Here is a 19,729-nt window from a genome sequence, read left to right as displayed (position 1 = left end):
AAGGGCGGGCGCCTGCTGCGCCCGCCCTGCAGGTCATGCGGTGCGGGTGTGCAACGGGTTCGGCACCAGGTGCGGCACTTCGCCCTGTACACGGGCCCCGGTGGCGGCGCGGATCAGCAGGATTTTCAGCTGGTCGTTGATGCGCTCCAGGCTGTCCTGGAAGAAGTTGTGGAACACCACGCAGAACAGTGCGATGGCGATACCCAAGCCCGTGGCGAACAAGGCCGTGCCGATACCACCGGAAATCTGGCCTGGGTCGGACACGCCGGCACTGGCCAGTGCCTTGAAGGTGTCGATGATGCCAAGGATGGTGCCCAACAGGCCCAGCAACGGCGCGGCGGTGGTGATGGTTTCGATGATCCACAGGCTGCGCGACAGCGGTGCGCGGGTCTTCAGGTACTGGGTTTCGATTTCGTCGTCCAGGTCTTTGCGCGAACCATGGGACGCCTTCTGCGCCAGGATCGGCAGCACCATGTTCAGCGGCAGGCTGTCACGGCGGGTCAGCGCTTGTGGCAGGTCGCGTTCGCTGTGCACGCTGGCGCCCAGCGCTTCGGTCAAGGCCCGCGCCTGGCGGCGTACGTAGGCGAAGTAGATGCCACGTTCGATGGTGATGAAAATCGCAATCGCCATCGCGGCATACATCACATAAAAGGTGATTTGGTGAAGCAGGTCCATGTCCATGAGTGTTGTCCTCTCAGGTGAATAATCAGAAATTCGCTTCCAGGGAAACCGTGACGGTACGGTCCAGGCCCACGATGTAAGCCGGGTCGCCATCGCGGAAACCGCTGTAGGTCGCCGAGTTGGTCTTGGTGGTGTACACGCCGTCTAGGTACTTCTTGTCGAACAGGTTGTCGACGTTCAGGCGCAGGGTTGCGTCCTTGACCACTTTCTTGTCGACCGGCAGGTAGATACCGGCGCCGAGGTTGAAAATGGTGCGCGCGGAAATGGCTTCGTCGTTGGTCAGGTCGCCGTAGAGCTTGCTGGTGAACTTGCCGCCGAACGTGCCGTAGAAGCGCCCGTCGTCATAGCCGAGGTTGGCCGCCAGCATGTTGGTCGGCACGTTGGCGAACTGCTTGCCGCTGGTGGGCAGCACGATGGGCTTGCCGGCGTTGAAGACGGTCAGGTCATCCTGCTGCTTGGAGCTGGTGTAGGTGTAGGACGTGTAGTAGTTGAAGTGGTTGGGCAGCTTGCCGCTCCACTCCAGTTCCAGGCCTTTGTTGATGACGGTGCCGGCGTTGATGTCGGCCGAATCACCGTTGCTGTCCAGGGAGGTGAGCTGGCGATTCTTGAACTGCATATAGAACAGGGTGGCGGCGAGGGTGGTGTCTTCGCCGGTGTAGCGCCAGCCCAGTTCCTGGTTCCAGCTCAGTTCCGGCTTGGCGTCAAGGGAGCCGACGCCTTTGTCGTACAGCACGTAGTTCTGCGGAATACGCATGTTGCGCGACAGGCTGTAGAACAACTGGTCACGCTCGTCGAGCTGGTATTTGAGGCCGGCGTTGGGCAGCAACTTGTTGTAGGTCTGGTTGGCTTTGCCCGGTTGTTCGGTGAGGCTGCCGTGGTTGGTGCCTTCACGCTCGACGTTCATGTAGGCAATGCCAGCGATCAGCGTCCAGTCCGAGTTGATGTACCAGGTGTCCTGGGTCCAGACTTTTTGCGCAGGCGTCACGGTGTAGCGGTCGCGACCTTGTACGGTGTTGCCGTTCGCATCGACCACGGAACTGCCGTCCGGCCAGGTGTCGCTTGGCTTGCCGCTGTTCTTGAGGGCAATGAACGGTTGGGTCTGGCTTTGGCGGGCGCGTTCGTACCAGTAGCCGAATTGCAGGCTGTGGTCGCCCAGGTCCCAGTTCAGTTTGGTGGTGATGCCCGGGCGCCAGGTCTGAGTGCGCGAAGGACGGTAGTAGACGCCTGTGGTGGCGGAGCCGTCGGCGTTGTATTGAGCCGCCGTCGGCAGGTTGCCGAGGTCGAAAACGCCACCCTTGTTCGAGCTGCTGTTCAGCGCATAGGCGGAGGAGCCTACGCCGCTGCCGTTGCCGTAGTAGTAATACGGGATCACCGAGAGGGACAGGTTGTCGCGCAACTTGTATTGGGTGTTGAGGACGGCGGTAAAGGTCTGGAACGGGTTCTGCGCCAGGTCGTAGTAGCTGCTGACTTTGCCGTTGGAGCCCACCGCCGGCGTCGCCGGGTACGGGTCGTATTTGCGGCCGTATTGCTGGAACTGCGCCTTGGTCAACTGGCTGTAACTGTTGTTGTCTTGCTCGTGGTATTTGAGGATCAGGTTGGCCGTGTTGCCGTTGCCGGCGTCGAAGAAGCTGTTCCACTCCACCTTGTCGGCCCGTACGGCACCCGAGCCGCGCCACATCTGGCCTTCGGTATGGGAGGCCGACAGCCAGTTGCTCAGGCCGTTGACTTCACCGGTGTTGAGTCGGGCAAACGTCTTGCGGGTGGCGTTGCTGCCCACCACCTGTTTGACGAAGGCTCCGGTTTCCTTGGTCGGACGAATCGTCACGATACCGATGTTGCCGCCGCTGGAGCCGATGTGCGGGCCGTCGGCTTCCGATGAGCCCTGGGTAACAAAAATCTGGTCGATGTTTTCCGGGTCGCCCAGCAGGTTGGAATACAGCGCGTAGTTGCCGGAGTCGTTGATCGGCATGCCATCGACCGACATACCCACCTGGTCGGAGTTCATCCCGCGCATGGTGAAGCGAAAGCCCGAAAGGCCGGTGTTGTCCTCGCTGGAGATGTTCAGCCCCGGCGTGTACTTGAGCTTGTCGATGGCGTTGCCGGTGGCAGTCTGTTTGTCCAACGCTTCCTTGGTGATGGTCGAGCGGCCCTTGGCGCTCTCTTCCTGGACCATGTAACCGCCCCCCGCGGTTGCCTTGCCCTGTACTCCAATCGTGCCGACGTCACTGTCGCTGGTATCTGCCATGACCACTCCGTGGGTCATGCTCGTAGCGGCAACGAGTGCCAGATGAATGCGGGTGAACCTCATCACTGTCGTCCTGGTGTCGGGTGCTTATTGCACGCTGTAGTTGAAGGTGGCGGTGAAGCGTTGCTCGTTACGTCCACCGAAGGCTTGTTCGGGGAACGGTTTGACCTGCTTGATGCGGCGCAGGCTATTGGTAGCGGCCCGATTGAGCAGCATGCTGGGCGCCGGGGTCTGAATCCCGGCGTCCAGGACGCGGCCTTGTCGATCCACCATCAACCAGACCACCACCTCGCCACTGGGGCGTTCGAGGGACGCCTGGCGCCCGGTGGGGTATTGCTTGTAAGTGTCCAGTTCGTTGCGCAACCCCTTGAGGTAGCCGCCTTCCAGCGCCAGGCCATCCACTTTGGGCGGCGCCGGCGGGGCGGGCGGGGCAGGCGTCGGTGCGACGGCAGCCTGTACCGGCTTCGCCGCAACCGCAGGTGCCGGCGTCGGCGTGGGTGTTGGCTTGGCAGCAACGACGGGCTTGGGCTTGGGGATCGGCTTGGGCTTGGGTTCAGGTTTTGGCAATGGCTTGGGCGGTGGCGGCGGCGGGGCCGGTTCGGCCTCTTCATCCTCGATGACCGGCGGTGGCGGCTCTTGCTCCACCACGGGTTCGGGGACCACTTCGGGCTCCGGCTCGACCAAGGCCAGTTCAACCGCCGACTCGTCGTACTGCGGCTGGATTTTCAGGGGTTGGGACTGGATACCCAGTGCAATCAGCACCAGGGCGATCAGGGCCGGGACACTGCCCAGCAGCCGACGCGTACGAAACAGTACATACATGATCAGGACTTACGCGTGGCGATGGACACGGAGGTAAAGCCACCCAGGCGCAGGGTGTCCATGACTTCCACCAGGCGCGAAACCTCCACACCTTTGTCGCTGTTGACGATAATTGTCGATTTGGTATCAGGCTTTTCTGCCGCCTTCAGTGCCGGCACCAGAGCGTCGACCGCGAGGTCCTTGCCGTCGAGCTGCAACTGGCCTTCCAGACCCAGGGTCAGGATGAATTTGTTCTGCGGCTTGAGTTGTTGTGAGCTGCTCGCGCTGGGCAATTGAGTCTTCATGCCGAGTGCCGGAATCACGTTCAAGCTCACCAGTACGAAAAACACCAGGAGGAACATCATCACGTCGATCATTGGGATCAACTCAATGTGCGCCTTGCGTTTCTTGGGCTCATCCCAGGTTCTCATTCTGTTACCCCGTAATTGAATTAGGGGCGACACGCTAACAGTCAAAAATGACCGAATGGTTAACATTAATTTACGTTTTAAAGGCTCTAGGACGCGTCTTACAGGCGTTTAACCTTGCAGTTTTATGACGTAATGAAATTGACACGAAGGGCGTACATCCTTGAAGAATTTATCTCGAGAGCCCGCTCGTATGTTCACTGCATTGCCTCATATATCCACACCGCGGCTCCTATTGCGGGCGCTGGAAATGGATCAGGCCGAGACACTGTTCCACCTCGCCAACGGGCCGAAAATCGCCGACAACACGGCGAATATCCCGTCGCCCTACACCCTGGAAACGGCGCAGGGGTTTATTGCCGGGAACGCCGAAAAATACCGCGCGGGTGAGTTGTTGAGCCTGGGTATGCATGTACGTGAAACCGGTGTGTTGATCGGCATCGTCAGCCTGCGACTTAACCCTCGTCATCACTATGGGCAGTTGGGTGGCTGGGTGGCGGCGCACTGTCGCAACCAGGGTTATGCGGCTGAAGCGGCGAGCGCGGTGATGGATTTCGGGTTTGCCGAACTGGGGTTGCAGCGGGTGGGCAGCCAGTGTTTTGGCCGCAATAAGGAATCGGCGCGGGTCATGGAGAAAATCGGCCTGCGTTATGAGGGCTGTATGCGCCAAGCGTTTCTCAAGAACGGCGTGTATGAGGACTTGCTCGGCTTCGCCACCGTACGCGGTGACTGGGAGCGCCGAGTGTGACTGGTGCAGTGGACCATGATCGGCGGCGGGTACTCAGTGGTTTTGCCATCGCCACCGCGTTTTCGATTCTCAGCCCCTTTGCGCGCAGTGCTGGGGTTGATTATCCGTTTACCCTTGGCGTGGCATCCGGTGACCCGCTGCCGGATGGCTTTGTGATCTGGACGCGCCTGGCACCGTGGTTTAACGCAGCGGATGGGCGGGGTGGCTTGAGCCGCGCCGTGCCGGTGCGTTGGCGGGTGGCCAGCGATGCGGCGATGCAGCGCATCGTGAAACAGGGTGAGGTCATGGCAACCGAACATTTCGCCCATTCGGTGCATGTCGAGGTGGCGGGGCTGGAGGCGGGCAGGCCGTATTGGTACCAGTTCGAAGGCCTCGGCGCACAGAGCGCGGTGGGCCAGGCGCGCACGACGCCGCCGCTGCAGGCCATGGCGTCGGCACGGCTGGGGTTTGTCTCCTGCTCGCATTGGGAACGCGGTTACTTCAGTGCTTATCGCCACTTGGCGGCGGAGCAACCCGACCTGGTGTTTTTCCTTGGCGACTACATCTACGACAGTTCCCTTGCTGCGGACTCAGGCAAGATCATTCGCCCCCATGGCAGCGGTAATGCCGTGAGCTTGAGCGACTACCGCAACCGTTATGCGCTGTACAAAACCGACCCGGACTTGCAGGCCCTGCACGCCGCAGCGCCGAGCGTGGCGACCTGGGATGATCACGAGGTGCAGAACGACTACGCCGACCGTTGGTCCCAGGACCCGAAGATTCCAGTAACGCAATTTCTCCAGCAACGGGCTGCGGCGTACCAGGCCTTTTACGAACACATGCCGCTGCGCGCCAGCAGCCTGCCCAAAGGTCCGGACATGCGCGTTTACCGACGCCTGGACTACGGACGGCTGGCGCGTTTCCATGTGTTGGATGGCCGACAGTACCGCTCCGAACAACCCTGCATCCAGGCCAATGGCAGTCATCAGGGGCACATTGCTGCCAACACCTGCGCCGACCTGCGCGACCCCCGTCGCACGATGCTCGGCTGGCAGCAGGAAACCTGGCTTGACCAGGGGTTTGCGCAGTCGAAGGCGCAGTGGAATGTGATCGCTCAGGACTTGCTGGTAGCGCCACTGATCCAGCGCGATTTGACCAGCCACCAGATGGGCCACTGGACAGACGGCTGGGACGGCTACATGGCGAACCGCTCACGCATGCTGGCGTCCATCGAGCGTCATCAGGTGAAGAACCCGGTGTTCTGGGGCGGTGATATCCATTCGTTCTGGACCACCGACCTGCATGCCGACGCCAACAACCCGGACTCGCAGATTGTGGCCACCGAATTCGTCGGCAGCTCAGTGACCTCCGATGGCCCGCCCTTTGAGGCGTTCAGCCAGATCCTGCCGCTCAACCCGCATGTAAAGTTCTTCGACAGTCGACAACGCGGCTATGTGTCGGTGGAGCTGGAGGCTTCGAGCATGCTCACCCACTTTCGCGTGATTACCGACCCGCGTGACCCACAGGCCACCGTGTCGACGCTTAAGTCGTTTGTGGTGGAGCCGGGTCGGCCGGGGGCGATTGCGCTTTAATCCAGGCTATAGCGCACTGACAGCGCGCCTTTTTTCTCCGACAGGCCGAGGATCGTCACCTGGCCCAACTCGCTCAAGGCCTGCACATGTGTACCGCCACAGGCGTAGGAGGGCAATTCGCCAAAGCCCACTTCACGGGTGCCGTCTTCCAGGACCATGTGGCGCGGGTAGTCAGCGGCGATCCATTGGTTGATTTGAGCCTGGAGCGTCTCGGCGTCTATGGCCTGCGCCGCTTGCCCGCGGATAAAGGTGATTTTGCATTCGCCCGGCCAGTGATGAGCCTTGATCGGCATCCAGCCCAGGCTTTCACCGGCATTGCCAATCAAGTGCCCAGCGGAGTGCAGGCGCGTGTAAAGGGAGCGGCGTTGCGCATCGACCCGCGCGGTGATCGGGCCGAGTTCCACGGGCTGGCTGACATAATGCAGCACGCGGTCGGCTTCCTGGGTGACACGCACGACCTGGCTGTCGCCGAGCCAGCCGGTGTCAAACGGTTGCCCGCCACCTTGAGGATGAAAAATCGTTGATTGCAACGTGACGGCAAACTGGCCTTCGTGCGGGGTACAACTCAGCACTTCAAGCTCGGCCGTCAGGTGGTCGTGGGTAAAAAACAGGCGCTCGGTCATTATCTACATCCGCATCAAGGTTCTGCGGGCAGTATAAATAGTGCGCTGATGAGTGATAATCCATTCAAATATCAATGGACCTGTGCGTGATGAGCATCAATCTTCCTTTGCCGTTGCTGGGTGAAATGGCGATTTTCGTCAAAGTGGTGGAAACCGGCAGCTTTTCCGAAGCCGCGCGGCAACTGAGCGTTTCACCCTCGGCGGTAAGTCGCAGTATCTCGCGCCTGGAGCAAGCCCTGGCCACGCGCTTGCTGCAACGCACCACACGCAAGTTACGCTTGAGTGAGGGCGGTGAAGAGGTGTTCAAGCGCTGCCAGGAGATGGTCAACGCGGCGCGTTCGGTGATGGAAGTCAGCGGCCAGTTCACCCATGAAGCCGAGGGCCTGGTGCGTGTCAGCGTACCCAAGGCCGTCGGGCGGTTTGTGGTGCACCCGCATATGCCGGAGTTCTTGCGGCGCTATCCCAAGGTCGATGTACAGCTGATCCTTGAGGATCAGCATGTCGACCTGATCGACGACAATGTCGACCTGAGCATCCGCATCACCGATAGCCCACCGCCCGGATTGGTCGGCCGCCAGTTGTTGCCCATTGAACACTTGCTGTGTGCGACGCCGCAGTACCTGGCCGAGCATGGCACGCCAGGCCATCCCCATGACTTGCTGGAGCACAGTTGCATCTACCTCGGTGAAACACCGGGCGATTCACGCTGGAAATTCCGCCAGGGTGGCAAGGCGGTGACGGTGGGCGTGCGCGGGCGGTATGCGGCGAACCACACCGGGGTGCGGCTGGATGCGGTGTTGCAGCATGTGGGGGTTGGCAGTTTGCCGTATTTCACCGCGCGCCATGCTTTGGAAGAGGGGCGTTTGGTGCAGGTATTACCGGAGTGGGATTTTATTGCGTCCTACCATGGCGAGGCGTGGTTGCTGCATTCGCCCACACGGTATCTGCCGCCGAAGCTACGGGTGTTTATTGATTATCTGGTGGAGTGTATGGCGCGTGAGCCGACATTGCGCCGACGGTAGTGGCGGGTGCTGGCTTGTGTGGGAGCTGGCTTGCCTGCGATGACATCGCCTCGGTTTGAATGACCAACCGAGTCGCCTGCATCGCAGGCAAGCCAGCTTCCACAGAAAAACAGTGTGTCAGCCGAGATCAGTGGGTGCTCTGGTCTTGCGGCATCGCCAGCAGCTGCTTTTCCTGGTTCCAGTCGAACGGTTCGTCGTTCTGTTCGGCTTCAAAGCGACGTTCTTCCAGGGCCTGGTAAAGGTCCAGTTCGTCGTCCGGCATGAAGTGCAGGCAGTCACCACCGAAGAACCACAGCAGGTCGCGCGGCACCAGGTGGGCAATTTGCGGGTAGCGCAGGATGACCTGGCTCATCAGGTCCTGGCCCAGGTATTGGCTTTCGATCGGATCGATCGGCAGCAGGGCGCGCAACTCGTCGAAACGCTCCATGAACAAAGTGTGGCTTTCCTCGGGCACCTGTTCGGCTTCGCCGACGGCAACCAGGATGCTGCGCAAGTGGTCGAGCAAGACGAGATGATCGGCAACGACGTTGGACACGAGATAAGTCCTCTAAAGCAAAAACGGGCGCGAGAGTATATGCCTCTCGCGCCCGTTTTTATATGACCGCTGGTATCAGCGGACCTTACCCTCAGCCTGGGTCAGCTCTTCCTTGCTGAAATCATCCACGTCGATCACCTTGCGCCGCGCTGCTTCGGCATCGCGCAGGGTTTGCGCTTCGGCCGGTTGCAGCACCCCGGCGTGCAGGGCGGCATCGATGGCATGCTCGCCGGCAGTCGGTTTGACCTGGCCGCTTTTCAACGCGGCATGCAGTTTTTTCTGCAGCGGATGGCTGGCGCCGAGCAGGTCGTAGGCATGTTGCAGGGCGCCGACAGGATCTTCCGCCGATTGCGGGCGATAGCAGCCGGCCAGCAACTCCTCGAGGGTCGGGTCGCCTTTGGCGCGACCGATCACCGCAGCCACTTCGGCGTCCAGTGCATCGGACGGCCCGGTATGACGACGCCCGAACGGGAACACGATAACCCTCAGCAGGCAGCCGAGCACCTTGTTCGGGAAGTTGCTCAGCAGTTCATCCAGCGCACGCTCCGACTCGCCGAGGCTTTCTTCCATGGCCCAGGCGAATAGCGGCTCCAGATGGTCCGGCGAATCCAGGTCGTGATAACGCTTGAGCGCCGCCGACGCCAGGTACATATGGCTCAGTACATCGCCCAGGCGCGCCGACAGGCGTTCGCGTCGTTTCAATTCACCGCCCAGCAACATCATGCTCAGGTCGGCGAGCAGGGCGAATGCTGCGGCCTGACGGTTCAGCGCGCGGAAGTATCCCTGGCTCAAGCGGTTGCCCGGGGCTTTCTCAAAGTGGCCAACGCCCAGGTTCAGCACCAGCGTGCTGGCGGCATTGCTCACGGCAAAACCGATATGTTGCATCAGCAGGCCATCGAATTCCTTCAGCGCCTGGTCATGGTCTTCACGACCGGCCAGGGCCATTTCCTTGAGCACGAACGGATGGCAGCGAATCGCGCCCTGACCAAAGATCATCAGGTTGCGCGAGAGGATATTCGCGCCTTCCACGGTGATGAAGATCGGCGCGCCTTGCCAGTTGCGACCCAGGTAGTTGTTCGGGCCCATGATGATGCCCTTGCCGCCGTGTACATCCATGGCGTGGCTGATGCACTCGCGGCCGCGTTCGGTGAGGTGGTATTTGAGGATCGCCGACAGCACCGAGGGTTTCTCCCCCAAGTCCACGGCGTTGGCGGTGAGCATGCGCGCACTGTCCATCAGCCAGGCGTTGCCGCCGATGCGCGCAAGGGCTTCCTGAATACCTTCGAAGGCCGACAGCGGTACGTTGAACTGTTCACGCACCTGGGCATATTGCCCCGTCACCAGGCTGGTGAACTTGGCAGCGCCGGTGCCGACAGCGGGCAGGGAGATCGAGCGGCCCACCGACAGGCAGTTCATCAACATCATCCAGCCCTTGCCGAGCATTTCCTGGCCACCGATGAGGAATTCCAGGGGGATGAACACGTCTTTGCCCGAGTTGGGGCCGTTCATGAAGGCGGCGCCCAAGGGCAGGTGACGACGCCCGATTTCCACGCCGGGGGTGTCGGTCGGGATCAGCGCCAGGCTGATGCCCAGGTCTTCTTTGTCGCCCAGCAGGTGATCCGGGTCATGGGCCTTGAAGGCCAGGCCGAGCAACGTCGCCACCGGGCCGAGGGTGATGTAGCGTTTTTCCCAGTTCAGGCGCAGGCCGAGGGTTTCCTGGCCTTCCCATTCACCTTTGCAGATCACGCCGGTGTCGGGCATGGCGCCGGCGTCGGAGCCGGCCAGTGGGCCAGTCAGCGCAAAGCACGGGATATCATCGCCACGGGCCAGGCGGGGCAGGTAGTGGTTGCGCTGCTCATCGGTGCCGTAATGCAGCAGCAGTTCGGCCGGGCCGAGGGAGTTGGGCACCATTACGGTGGATGCCAGGTCGCCGCTGCGGGTGGCGAGTTTCATTGCAACCTGGGAGTGGGCGTAGGCAGAGAAACCCTTGCCGCCGTATTCCTTGGGAATGATCAGCGCGAAGAAGCCATGGGTCTTGATGTGTTCCCAGGCGGCGGGCGGCAGGTCCATGGCCTGGCCGATCTCCCAGTCGCTGACCATCGCACAGAGCTCTTCGGTGGGGCCGTCGATGAACGCCTGCTCTTCTTCGGTCAGTTGCGCCTTGGGGTAGGCCAGCAACTTGTCCCAGTCGGGGCGACCGCTGAACAGTTCGCCGTCCCACCACACGGTGCCGGCATCAATCGCGTCGCGCTCGGTCTCGGACATCGGCGGCAGGACTTTCTGAAACCAGCTGAACAGCGGCTTGGTGAAGTATTGGCGGCGCAGGTCGGGCAGCAGCAAGGGCACGGCGACGACGGCGGTCAACACCCAGAAGATCAGCAGCAGCCAACCCGGTGCGTGGCTCCAGGCGCCCATCGCCAACAGGTAAACGGCGACCACGCCCAGGGCGGGCAGGGGCGCGGTGCGGCGGTGTGCCAGGTAGGCAATGCCGACCACCAGAACCAGTATCCACAACAACAGCATATTCAATCCTCCGTGAAACCAGGGGCGAAACCACCATGGAGCTTAGTCGGCATCCGAAAAAGCGCGGTGATCAGGGTGTAACTAGTTGTACTGGGAGCACCATCACCAGGCGCCGACATTTGGCCGAATCGTCGTTATCTCCACGGCAGACCTGTCGTTACACTCCAGGCTTCCTTCGGAGATAAAGCTCATGGATACGTACCTGAATCCCAGCCGCTTCATCGATAGTGACCACCCTGCGGTGGTGGAGTTCGCCGAAAAACACCGTGGTCCCAGTGCGGATTTACGTGACCAGGCAGTCAGTCTTTATTACGCCGTACGTGAGGCGATTCGCTACAACCCTTACACCTTCAGCCGCGACCCAGGCACCTTGCGCGCCAGCTTCGCCTTGGCGGCCGGTGAAAGTTACTGTGTGCCCAAGGCCACCTTGCTTGCCGCCTGTGCCCGTCACTGCGGTATACCGGCGCGCATCGGTCTGGCGGACGTGCGCAATCACCTGTCGACGCCACGCCTGATCGCGTTGCTCAAAAGTGATGTGTTCGCCATGCACGGCTATACAGAGTTTTACCTGCGCGGCCGTTGGGTCAAGGCTACGCCGGCGTTTAATCAGCAACTGTGCGACGTGTTCGATGTGCCACCGCTGGAATTCGATGGCATCAACGACAGTGTGTTTCACGCGTTCAATCGTCAGGGGCAGCGCTCGATGGAATATGTGCTGGACCACGGGCAGTTTTCCGACGTGCCCGAGGCGTTTTTCTTCGCTCATATTCAGCAGTGTTACCCGCACCTGTTTGCCGAGGATATGCCGATCGTGTTGGCTGACATGCACTCCGATTTAAGCCGCGCGTGAAGCGGCGTATGCTGCTGCGTTCATCAAGCCATGTTCATTCACGATAAGGCGCGGTCATGCTGAAAATCTGGGGTCGTAAAAATTCATCAAACGTCAGGAAAGCACTCTGGTGCGCCGAGGAACTCGGCCTGGAATATGAAGCGATTGATGCGGGCGGGGCTTTTGGTGTGGTCGACACGCCGCAATACCGAGCGTTGAACCCCAATGGCCGGGTGCCGATGATCGAAGATGGCGACTTTGTGCTGTGGGAGTCCAACACCATCGTGCGTTACCTCTGCGCCAAGCAGGCGTCGAGCTGGTACCCGAGCGACCTGAAAGCGCGGGCCAATGCCGAAAAATGGATGGACTGGACCACTTCGACCCTCGCTGAGCCGTTCAAGGCCGTGTTCTGGGGCATCCTGCGCACTCCCGCAGAAAAGCAGAACTGGGACAGCATCAATGCCGGGCGCCAGGCCTGTATCGATGCCTTGAGCACCGTGGACAAAACGCTGGCGACGCAACCTTACCTGTCGGGCAATGCGATCGGCATGGGCGACATCCCCTTGGGCAGCTTTATCTACGCCTGGTTTGAAATGCCCATCGAGCGGCCTGCAATGCCCCATCTAGAGGCCTGGTACCAGCGCCTTAAGGAACGCCCGGCCTACCGCAAAGCCGTGATGACTGCGTTGACTTAATACCTACTATTAATACGGGTGACTGTACTTGTGCGGCGCAGGCAAGCACCATGCCTGTCATGCGCCGCCGTTGAACTACCTGGGCCGCGCCCTCATCTATTCTTTCTATTCCCTTCTTTGGTGCGTATTCCGATATGAGTTCCGCTCTGTCCATCCGGCAGCTAACCAAAACCTACGGCAACGGTTTCCAGGCCCTGAGTGGTATCGATCTGGACGTTGCCGAAGGTGACTTCTTCGCCTTGCTCGGCCCCAACGGTGCCGGCAAATCCACCACCATTGGTATCCTCTCGACCCTGGTCAACAAGACCAGCGGCACGGTGAATATTTTTGGGCATGACCTGGACAAATCCCCGGCGGCGCTCAAACGTTCCATCGGCGTGGTGCCCCAGGAGTTCAACTTCAACCAGTTCGAAAAGACCTTCGACATCGTTGTAACTCAGGCTGGCTACTACGGCATCCCGGCTAAAATCGCCAAGGAACGCGCCGAGCAGTACCTCACTCAGCTGGGCCTGTGGGACAAGCGTGACGTGCCTTCGCGCTCGTTGTCCGGTGGCATGAAGCGCCGCCTGATGATCGCCCGCGCGCTGGTGCATGAGCCGCGCCTGCTGATCCTCGATGAGCCGACCGCGGGCGTGGACATTGAACTGCGTCGATCGATGTGGGCCTTCCTCACCGAGCTGAACGAGAAGGGCATCACCATCATCCTCACCACCCATTATCTGGAAGAGGCTGAGCAACTGTGCCGCAACATCGGCATCATCGACCACGGCACCATCGTCGAGAACACCAGCATGCGTAACCTGCTGGGCCAGTTGCATGTGGAAACCTTCCTGCTTGACCTGAAAAACAACCTGTCGGTGGCGCCGCAACTGCTCGGCTACCCGAGCCGCCTGGTGGACGACCACACCCTGGAAGTCCAGGTGGACAAGGCCATGGGCATCACTGCGCTGTTCACCCAGTTGGCGGCCCAGAACATTGAAGTGCTGAGCCTGCGTAATAAAACCAATCGCCTTGAGGAGTTGTTCGTGTCCCTGGTGGAGAAAAATCTGGCGAAGGTGGCGGTATGAGTTCCGAACTGCAACCCAACATTGTCGCGCTGCAGACCATCGTTTACCGCGAGGTGAAGCGCTTTACCCGGATCTGGCCGCAGACGCTGCTGCCGCCGGCGATCACCATGGTCCTGTACTTCGTGATCTTCGGTAACCTGATCGGCCGCCAGATCGGCGACATGGGTGGCTTCACGTACATGGAGTACATCGTGCCGGGCCTGATCATGATGTCGGTGATCACCAACTCCTACGGCAATGTGGTCTCCAGTTTCTTCGGCAGCAAGTTCCAGCGCTCCATCGAAGAACTGATGGTGTCGCCGGTGTCGCCCCACACCATTCTGATCGGCTACACCCTGGGTGGCGTGCTGCGTGGCTTGATGGTCGGCGTGATCGTGACCTTGCTGTCATTGTTCTTCACCCACCTGCAGGTGCATCACCTTGGGGTCACCCTGCTGGTGGTCGTACTGACGGCGACGATCTTCTCGCTGCTGGGGTTTATCAACGCCGTATTTGCGCGCAATTTCGATGATATTTCGATTATCCCGACGTTCGTGCTGACGCCGCTGACCTATCTGGGCGGGGTGTTCTACTCCATCACCTTGCTGCCGCCGTTCTGGCAGACCGTGTCGCTGGCCAACCCGGTGTTGCACATGGTCAACGCCTTCCGCTACGGCATCCTGGGCGTATCGGATATCAAGATCAGCGTGGCGATCACCTTCATGCTGGTGGCCACCGTGGTGCTGTATGTCAGTTGTGCGCGGTTGCTGGTGAGCGGGCGCGGGATGCGTACGTAAGCTGCGATCACACACGGATAAAAAATATGGGAGGGGGCTTGCTCCCGATGGCAGTGGGTCAGTCAACCTATTCAGTGACTGGTCCACCCTCATCGGGAGCAAGCCCCCTCCCACATTGGGTTTTGTGCAGGATCTTCAGGCGTTCAGTGCCAACTCAATCAGCGCATGCAGCTCTTGTACCGTCAACGGTGCGGTTGAGAACAGAATGCGAAACACCGTCGGCGCCGCCAGCAGGTTGATCAGATGGTCCACGCTCGGCGGCGGTGGTGTGGCGCCTTGGTAGCGATCGACAATCGTCTGCAGCTGCCCGCTCAGGATGCTGACGCAGTACCCCGGGGTCACGCTGCACTGCACGTCACGCATCATGTTGCGACCCGGTTCTGAGCTCATTTCATCCAGGTATTGCTCGGCCCAGGCGTGCAGGTCACCGCGAAGGGTGCCGGTGTTGGCGGGCTCGCTGTCCGGGCGCAGGCGTTCCAAGGCCACGTCGGCGAGCAGGGCGGACAAGTCGCCCCAGCGCCGGTAGATCGTCGAGGGCGTCACGCCCGCGCGCGCAGCAATCATCGGCACGGTAACGCTGGAACGCTCATGGGCCTCCAGCAGTTCGCGCGCGGCGTTATGCACTGATTCTTGTACCCGGGCACTACGGCCTCCCGGGCGGAGGCCTTCTTTTATCGCCATGCGTAAAACCTTAACACAAAGAATTTGCTTTAAGCGCTTGCCAGTAGCACACTCCGCAAAAGCAAAATATTAGCTTTAGCGGAGTGTGCTTATGTCTAGCGTCATGCCTCAACGTTCCAGCCTGGCGTTCCTGGTCATCACGATGTTGACCTTCCTCGCTGCGTCCAGCGCGCCTACTCCGCTGTATCAGGTTTACCAGGACAGCCTGCATTTCTCCGCGGCCATGCTGACGGTGATTTTCGGCGTTTACGCGGTGAGCCTGTTAGCGGCGTTGTTGACCGTGGGTTCGCTGTCGGATTACCTGGGGCGCAAGCCGGTGATCTTCGTCGCACTGATCCTGAATATGCTGGCGATGCTGCTGTTTATCAACGCTGACAGCATCGCCTACTTGATTGCCGCCCGCGCGTTGCAAGGTTTCGCGACAGGCACGGCAACGGCGGTGCTGAGTGCCACGCTGCTGGACACCGACCGTTTGCGCGGCCCAATGCTCAATAGCCTGGCGCCACTCCTGGGCATGGCCAGTGGCGGCCTTGGCAGCGGCTTGCTCGTGGAGTTCGCACCACGCCCGACTCAATTGGTTTACTTCACACTGCTGGGGTTGATGGCTCTTCAGGCGGTCTGCATGTTGCGCTTGCCCGAAACCGTCAGCCGCATACCCGGTGCCTTGAAGTCGTTGGCGCCGACCCTGCATGTGCCGGAGCAAGCGCGCCGTGCCTTGTGGCTGGCGATGCCGCTGAATGTGGCGGTGTGGTCGCTGGGCGGGTTCTTTTCATCCCTGGCCCCTTCGCTCGTGCGGGCTGCGACCGGTTCGACCTCGCACCTGATTGGCGGCGGACTGGTGGCAGTCGTAACCCTGAGTGGCGCGGTAATGATTTACAGCCTGCGCGCGCGTGCGGCAGACAAGATCATGCGGCTGTCGGCGGTCTTGTTGGCGGCGGGTGTGGCGTTGCTGCTGGTCGCCGTGCAGAGTGCCAGTCTGTGGCTGTTTTTTGTCGCCAGTGTCATCGCAGGCTTGGGTTTCGGCGGCGGGTTCATGGGCAGTGTGCGCAGTATCGTGGGGTTGGCGCTGCCCCATGAACGGGCGGGCTTGATGTCTGCGTTTTACGTATTGAGCTACCTGGCGTTCTGCGTGCCGGCGCTGTTGGCGGGTAACCTTAGCCGGGTGTTTGGCCTCATCGCCACCACCGATGGCTACGGCGCCGTGCTGATTGTGCTGGCCCTCAGTGCGCTGGTCGGTTTGATGTTGCAGGATTCGGGGCGAGCCAGAACTGCGGTATAGGAAATATCGCTATATCGGCAAAACAGATAACAGTTAGAGATATTACCCGTTATATAGATATTCGTTCAGGTTCTATGATGGTTTCAACCTCATGCGAGGAAGAGGATTGCCATCATGACCTGCTCCAATACCATCAGCTATAAACCCTTCAGTCACTTGACCCGTCCTCGGGAAGTGATTCGCCAGTTCACCCCCAACTGGTTTGCCGCGACCATGGGCACCGGCGTGCTGGCGTTGGCCTTGGCCCAATTGCCCGTCAGTGTGCCCGGCTTGCACGCCATTGCCGAAGGGCTTTGGATGTTCACCATTGGCCTGTTTGTCCTGTTCAGCCTCTTGTATGCCGCCCGTTGGGTGATGTTCTTCAACGAGGCGCGGCGGATTTTCGGGCACTCCACGGTTTCGATGTTTTTCGGCACCATCCCGATGGGCCTGGCGACGATTCTCAATGGCTTGCTGCTGTTCGGCCTGCCACGCTGGGGCAGCGATGTCATACCGTTGGCTGAAGCAGTGTGGTGGTTGGATGTGGCGATGGCCCTGGCTTGCGGTGTACTGATCCCGTTCATGATGTTCACCCGCCAGGAACACAGCATCGACCAGATGACGGCCGTGTGGCTGTTGCCCGTGGTCGCGGCCGAAGTCGCTGCAGCCAGCGGTGGCCTGCTGGCGCCGCACCTGGTCGACGCCCATTCGCAACTGGTGATGCTGGTGACCAGCTACGTGTTGTGGGCGTTTTCCCTGCCGGTGGCGTTCAGCATCCTGACCATCCTGATGTTGCGCATGGCTCTGCACAAACTGCCCCACGCAAATATGGCTGCGTCGAGCTGGTTGGCGCTTGGCCCCATCGGCACCGGCGCCCTCGGCATGCTGCTGCTGGGCGGCGATGCACCGGCGATCTTCGCGGCCAACGGCTTGCCCGGTGTTGGCGAGATGGCCAACGGCATTGGCCTGGTGGCGGGCATCACCCTGTGGGGTTTCGGCTTGTGGTGGATGCTGATCGCCGTGTTGATTACCCTGCGGTACCTGCGTGCGGGCATTCCGTTCAACCTCGGCTGGTGGGGTTTTACCTTCCCATTGGGGGTTTACGCCTTGGCCACGCTGAAGCTTGCGAGCGTATTGCACCTGGGTTTCTTCAGTGTGTTTGGCACTGTGCTGGTGGTGGCATTGGCGCTGATGTGGCTGATCGTCGCCAAGCGCACCGTGCAGGGCGCCTATAAAGGTGAGCTTTTTGTTTCGCCTTGCATTGCGGGGCTAGGGAATAAGTAAGCGAGATTAGGTAAAGTCGTGGCCTGACAATCCAAGCCTTCAGGCCACGCAGGAACACGGACGATGAGCCACCCCTCACAATTCACCTTGCTGCGAACACGGCGTTTCCTGCCGTTTTTCGTTACCCAGTTACTGGGCGCCTTCAACGACAATATCTTCAAGCAATCGCTGATCCTGGCGATTCTCTACAAACTCACCCTCGACGGTGACCGCTCCATCTGGGTCAACCTGTGCGCCCTGCTGTTTATCCTGCCGTTTTTCCTGTTCTCGGCGCTGGCCGGGCAATTTGGCGAGAAATTCAACAAGGACGCATTGATCCGTGCGATCAAGATTGGTGAGATCGTGATCATGGCCGTAGGCGCCACGGGCTTCCTGTTCAATCACCTGGAACTGATGCTGCTGGCGCTGTTTGCCATGGGCACGCACTCGGCGCTGTTCGGCCCGGTCAAGTACTCGATCATGCCCCAGGCCCTGCACGACGATGAGCTGGTGGGAGGTAACGGCCTGGTGGAAATGGGCACGTTCCTGGCGATCCTGGCTGGCACCATTGGCGCCGGGATCATGATGTCGTCCACCCATTACGCACCGATCGTGGCGGCGGCGATTGTCGGTGTGGCGGTGCTGGGTTACCTGGCCAGCCGCAGCATTCCGCGCGCGGCGGCGTCTACGCCAGAGCTGCGGCTGAACTGGAATATTTTCAGCGAATCCTGGGCCACCCTGCGTTTGGGCCTGGGGCAGACGCCGGCAGTGTCGCGCTCGATTGTCGGCAACTCGTGGTTCTGGTTTGTCGGCGCGATCTACCTGACGCAGATCCCGGCTTACGCCAAGGAATGGTTGTACGGCGACGAAACCGTGGTGACGCTGATCCTCACGGTGTTCTCGGTGGGTATCGCGCTGGGCTCGATGCTTTGCGAAAAGCTCTCAGGTCGCAAGGTGGAAATCGGCCTGGTGCCGTTCGGTTCATTTGGTCTGACCGTGTTTGGCCTGCTGCTGTGGTGGCACTCCGGCGGCTTCCCGCAGAACGTCCAGGCGAACGATTGGCTGGCGGTGCTCGGTTACGGACAGGCGTGGTGGGTGCTGTTCGATATCCTTGGGCTGGGTGTGTTCGGCGGCTTTTATATCGTGCCGCTGTATGCGCTGATTCAGTCGCGCACCGCCGAGAACGAGCGCGCGCGGGTGATCGCAGCCAACAATATTCTCAACGCACTGTTCATGGTGGTCTCGGCGATCGTGTCGATCCTGTTGCTGAGTGTGGCCAAGCTGTCGATCCCGGAGCTGTTCCTGGTGGTGTCGCTGCTCAACATTGCGGTCAACACCTACATCTTCAGGATCGTCCCCGAGTTCACCATGCGTTTCATGATCTGGCTGCTCAGCCATTCCATGTACCGGGTGGAGCATCGCAATCTGCAGCTGATTCCGGATGAAGGCGCAGCCTTGCTGGTGTGCAACCACGTGTCGTTCGTCGATGCGCTGTTGATCGGTGGCGCAGTGCGTCGGCCGATTCGCTTTGTGATGTACTACAAAATCTACCGTTTGCCGGTGCTGAACTTTATCTTCCGTACGGCCGGGGCGATTCCGATTGCCGGGCGTAACGAAGATATCCAGATCTACGAAAAGGCTTTCACGCGGATTGCCCAGTACCTGAAAGAAGGGGAGCTGGTGTGCATCTTTCCGGAAGGCAAATTGACGGCCGACGGTGAGATGAATGACTTCCGTGGCGGCGTGACGCGCATTCTCGAAGAGACACCGGTGCCGGTGATTCCGATGGCGTTGCAGGGGTTGTGGGGGAGTTTCTTCAGTCGCGATCCGAACAAGGGGTTCTTTCATCGGATCTGGTCGCATGTCACGTTGGTGGCGGGCGAGCCTGTTGCGGTGGAGGCGGCGACGCCTGCGCAGTTGCAGGAGCGAGTAGGGGTGTTGCGGGGGAGTGTCAGGTAGTTTTTTGTTGCCTGTCAGGGCCCC

18 protein-coding genes are annotated in these 19,729 nt (G+C 60.4%); 10 read left to right on the top strand and 8 right to left on the bottom strand.

What is annotated here, in order from left to right:
* Positions 1-33 precede the first annotated feature (33 nt).
* Genes ACI77D_RS23325 through ACI77D_RS23310 form a run of 4 tightly spaced genes read right to left on the bottom strand, consistent with a single transcriptional unit; the run spans position 34 to position 4,158 of the window.
* The gene (locus ACI77D_RS23325) at positions 34-681 is read right to left on the bottom strand and encodes a MotA/TolQ/ExbB proton channel family protein (RefSeq protein ID WP_407017582.1); all 648 of its coding nucleotides are present in this window, start codon (positions 679-681) and stop codon (positions 34-36) included.
* A gap of 25 nt (positions 682-706) precedes the next feature.
* Positions 707-2,989, bottom strand: a complete 2,283-nt coding sequence (locus ACI77D_RS23320; protein ID WP_064451644.1) for a TonB-dependent receptor — start codon at positions 2,987-2,989, stop codon at positions 707-709.
* Positions 2,990-3,013: 24 nt separating this feature from the next.
* Complete coding sequence (locus tag ACI77D_RS23315; RefSeq protein WP_407017581.1) at positions 3,014-3,748, bottom strand: energy transducer TonB; 735 nt, start codon at positions 3,746-3,748, stop codon at positions 3,014-3,016.
* A gap of 2 nt (positions 3,749-3,750) precedes the next feature.
* Complete coding sequence (locus ACI77D_RS23310; RefSeq protein WP_064451646.1) at positions 3,751-4,158, bottom strand: biopolymer transporter ExbD; 408 nt, start codon at positions 4,156-4,158, stop codon at positions 3,751-3,753.
* Positions 4,159-4,348: 190 nt separating this feature from the next.
* On the opposite strand from ACI77D_RS23310, the gene ACI77D_RS23305 reads away from it, so the two are divergent.
* Together ACI77D_RS23305 and ACI77D_RS23300 are read left to right on the top strand one after the other, a co-directional pair.
* Complete coding sequence (locus tag ACI77D_RS23305) at positions 4,349-4,903, top strand: GNAT family N-acetyltransferase (RefSeq protein WP_064451647.1); 555 nt, start codon at positions 4,349-4,351, stop codon at positions 4,901-4,903.
* Positions 4,900-6,474 carry an alkaline phosphatase gene (locus tag ACI77D_RS23300; RefSeq protein ID WP_262667449.1) on the top strand — a complete coding sequence of 525 codons (1,575 nt, stop codon included), beginning with the start codon at positions 4,900-4,902 and terminating at the stop codon, positions 6,472-6,474. The genes ACI77D_RS23305 and ACI77D_RS23300 overlap by 4 nt, the downstream gene beginning before the upstream one ends.
* Here ACI77D_RS23300 and ACI77D_RS23295 read toward each other — a convergent pair.
* Positions 6,471-7,097 carry an alanyl-tRNA editing protein gene (locus tag ACI77D_RS23295; RefSeq protein ID WP_407017580.1) on the bottom strand — a complete coding sequence of 209 codons (627 nt, stop codon included), beginning with the start codon at positions 7,095-7,097 and terminating at the stop codon, positions 6,471-6,473. The two genes, ACI77D_RS23300 and ACI77D_RS23295, sit on opposite strands and share 4 nt — an antisense overlap.
* Before the next feature lie 89 nt (positions 7,098-7,186).
* On the opposite strand from ACI77D_RS23295, the gene ACI77D_RS23290 reads away from it, so the two are divergent.
* The gene (locus ACI77D_RS23290) at positions 7,187-8,119 is read left to right on the top strand and encodes a LysR family transcriptional regulator (RefSeq protein ID WP_407017579.1); all 933 of its coding nucleotides are present in this window, start codon (positions 7,187-7,189) and stop codon (positions 8,117-8,119) included.
* A gap of 127 nt (positions 8,120-8,246) precedes the next feature.
* On the opposite strand, the gene ACI77D_RS23285 is transcribed toward ACI77D_RS23290, so the two are convergent.
* Both ACI77D_RS23285 and ACI77D_RS23280 read right to left on the bottom strand, forming a co-directional pair.
* The gene (locus ACI77D_RS23285; protein WP_064451650.1) at positions 8,247-8,654 is read right to left on the bottom strand and encodes a PA2817 family protein; all 408 of its coding nucleotides are present in this window, start codon (positions 8,652-8,654) and stop codon (positions 8,247-8,249) included.
* Between the two features lie 75 nt (positions 8,655-8,729).
* Positions 8,730-11,177 carry an acyl-CoA dehydrogenase gene (locus ACI77D_RS23280; protein WP_064451651.1) on the bottom strand — a complete coding sequence of 816 codons (2,448 nt, stop codon included), beginning with the start codon at positions 11,175-11,177 and terminating at the stop codon, positions 8,730-8,732.
* A 190-nt stretch (positions 11,178-11,367) separates the two neighbouring features.
* Here ACI77D_RS23280 and ACI77D_RS23275 point away from each other — a divergent pair, with 190 nt between their 5' ends.
* From ACI77D_RS23275 to ACI77D_RS23260, 4 genes are all read left to right on the top strand, one after another.
* Positions 11,368-12,027, top strand: a complete 660-nt coding sequence (locus ACI77D_RS23275; RefSeq protein WP_064451652.1) for a transglutaminase family protein — start codon at positions 11,368-11,370, stop codon at positions 12,025-12,027.
* A gap of 56 nt (positions 12,028-12,083) precedes the next feature.
* Complete coding sequence (locus ACI77D_RS23270) at positions 12,084-12,701, top strand: glutathione S-transferase family protein (RefSeq protein WP_407017578.1); 618 nt, start codon at positions 12,084-12,086, stop codon at positions 12,699-12,701.
* A 134-nt stretch (positions 12,702-12,835) separates the two neighbouring features.
* The gene (locus tag ACI77D_RS23265; protein WP_064451654.1) at positions 12,836-13,768 is read left to right on the top strand and encodes an ABC transporter ATP-binding protein; all 933 of its coding nucleotides are present in this window, start codon (positions 12,836-12,838) and stop codon (positions 13,766-13,768) included.
* Positions 13,765-14,544, top strand: coding sequence for an ABC transporter permease (locus ACI77D_RS23260; RefSeq protein WP_064451655.1), 780 nt, complete (start codon positions 13,765-13,767; stop codon positions 14,542-14,544). Before ACI77D_RS23265 ends, ACI77D_RS23260 begins: the two co-directional genes overlap by 4 nt.
* A gap of 135 nt (positions 14,545-14,679) precedes the next feature.
* Here the strand turns inward: ACI77D_RS23260 and ACI77D_RS23255 are convergent, their stop codons facing one another.
* Positions 14,680-15,225 (bottom strand): TetR/AcrR family transcriptional regulator, encoded by a 546-nt coding sequence (locus tag ACI77D_RS23255; protein WP_262667453.1) that lies wholly within the window; start codon positions 15,223-15,225, stop codon positions 14,680-14,682.
* A gap of 91 nt (positions 15,226-15,316) precedes the next feature.
* On the opposite strand from ACI77D_RS23255, the gene ACI77D_RS23250 reads away from it, so the two are divergent.
* The 3 genes from ACI77D_RS23250 (at position 15,317) to ACI77D_RS23240 (ending at position 19,705) form a co-directional block, all read left to right on the top strand.
* Complete coding sequence (locus ACI77D_RS23250) at positions 15,317-16,504, top strand: MFS transporter (protein WP_407017577.1); 1,188 nt, start codon at positions 15,317-15,319, stop codon at positions 16,502-16,504.
* 114 nt (positions 16,505-16,618) lie between these two features.
* Positions 16,619-17,767 carry a TDT family transporter gene (locus ACI77D_RS23245; protein WP_407017576.1) on the top strand — a complete coding sequence of 383 codons (1,149 nt, stop codon included), beginning with the start codon at positions 16,619-16,621 and terminating at the stop codon, positions 17,765-17,767.
* A 63-nt stretch (positions 17,768-17,830) separates the two neighbouring features.
* Complete coding sequence (locus ACI77D_RS23240) at positions 17,831-19,705, top strand: MFS transporter (protein WP_262667455.1); 1,875 nt, start codon at positions 17,831-17,833, stop codon at positions 19,703-19,705.
* Positions 19,706-19,729: the final 24 nt, after the last annotated feature.

The organism is Pseudomonas sp. O39 (assembly GCF_045447295.1).
In the GTDB taxonomy this organism is placed as follows: domain Bacteria; phylum Pseudomonadota; class Gammaproteobacteria; order Pseudomonadales; family Pseudomonadaceae; genus Aquipseudomonas; species Aquipseudomonas antarctica_A.
The sequence above is the reverse complement of the archived record's forward strand: the minus strand, read 5'-3'. Positions and strand labels throughout refer to the sequence as shown.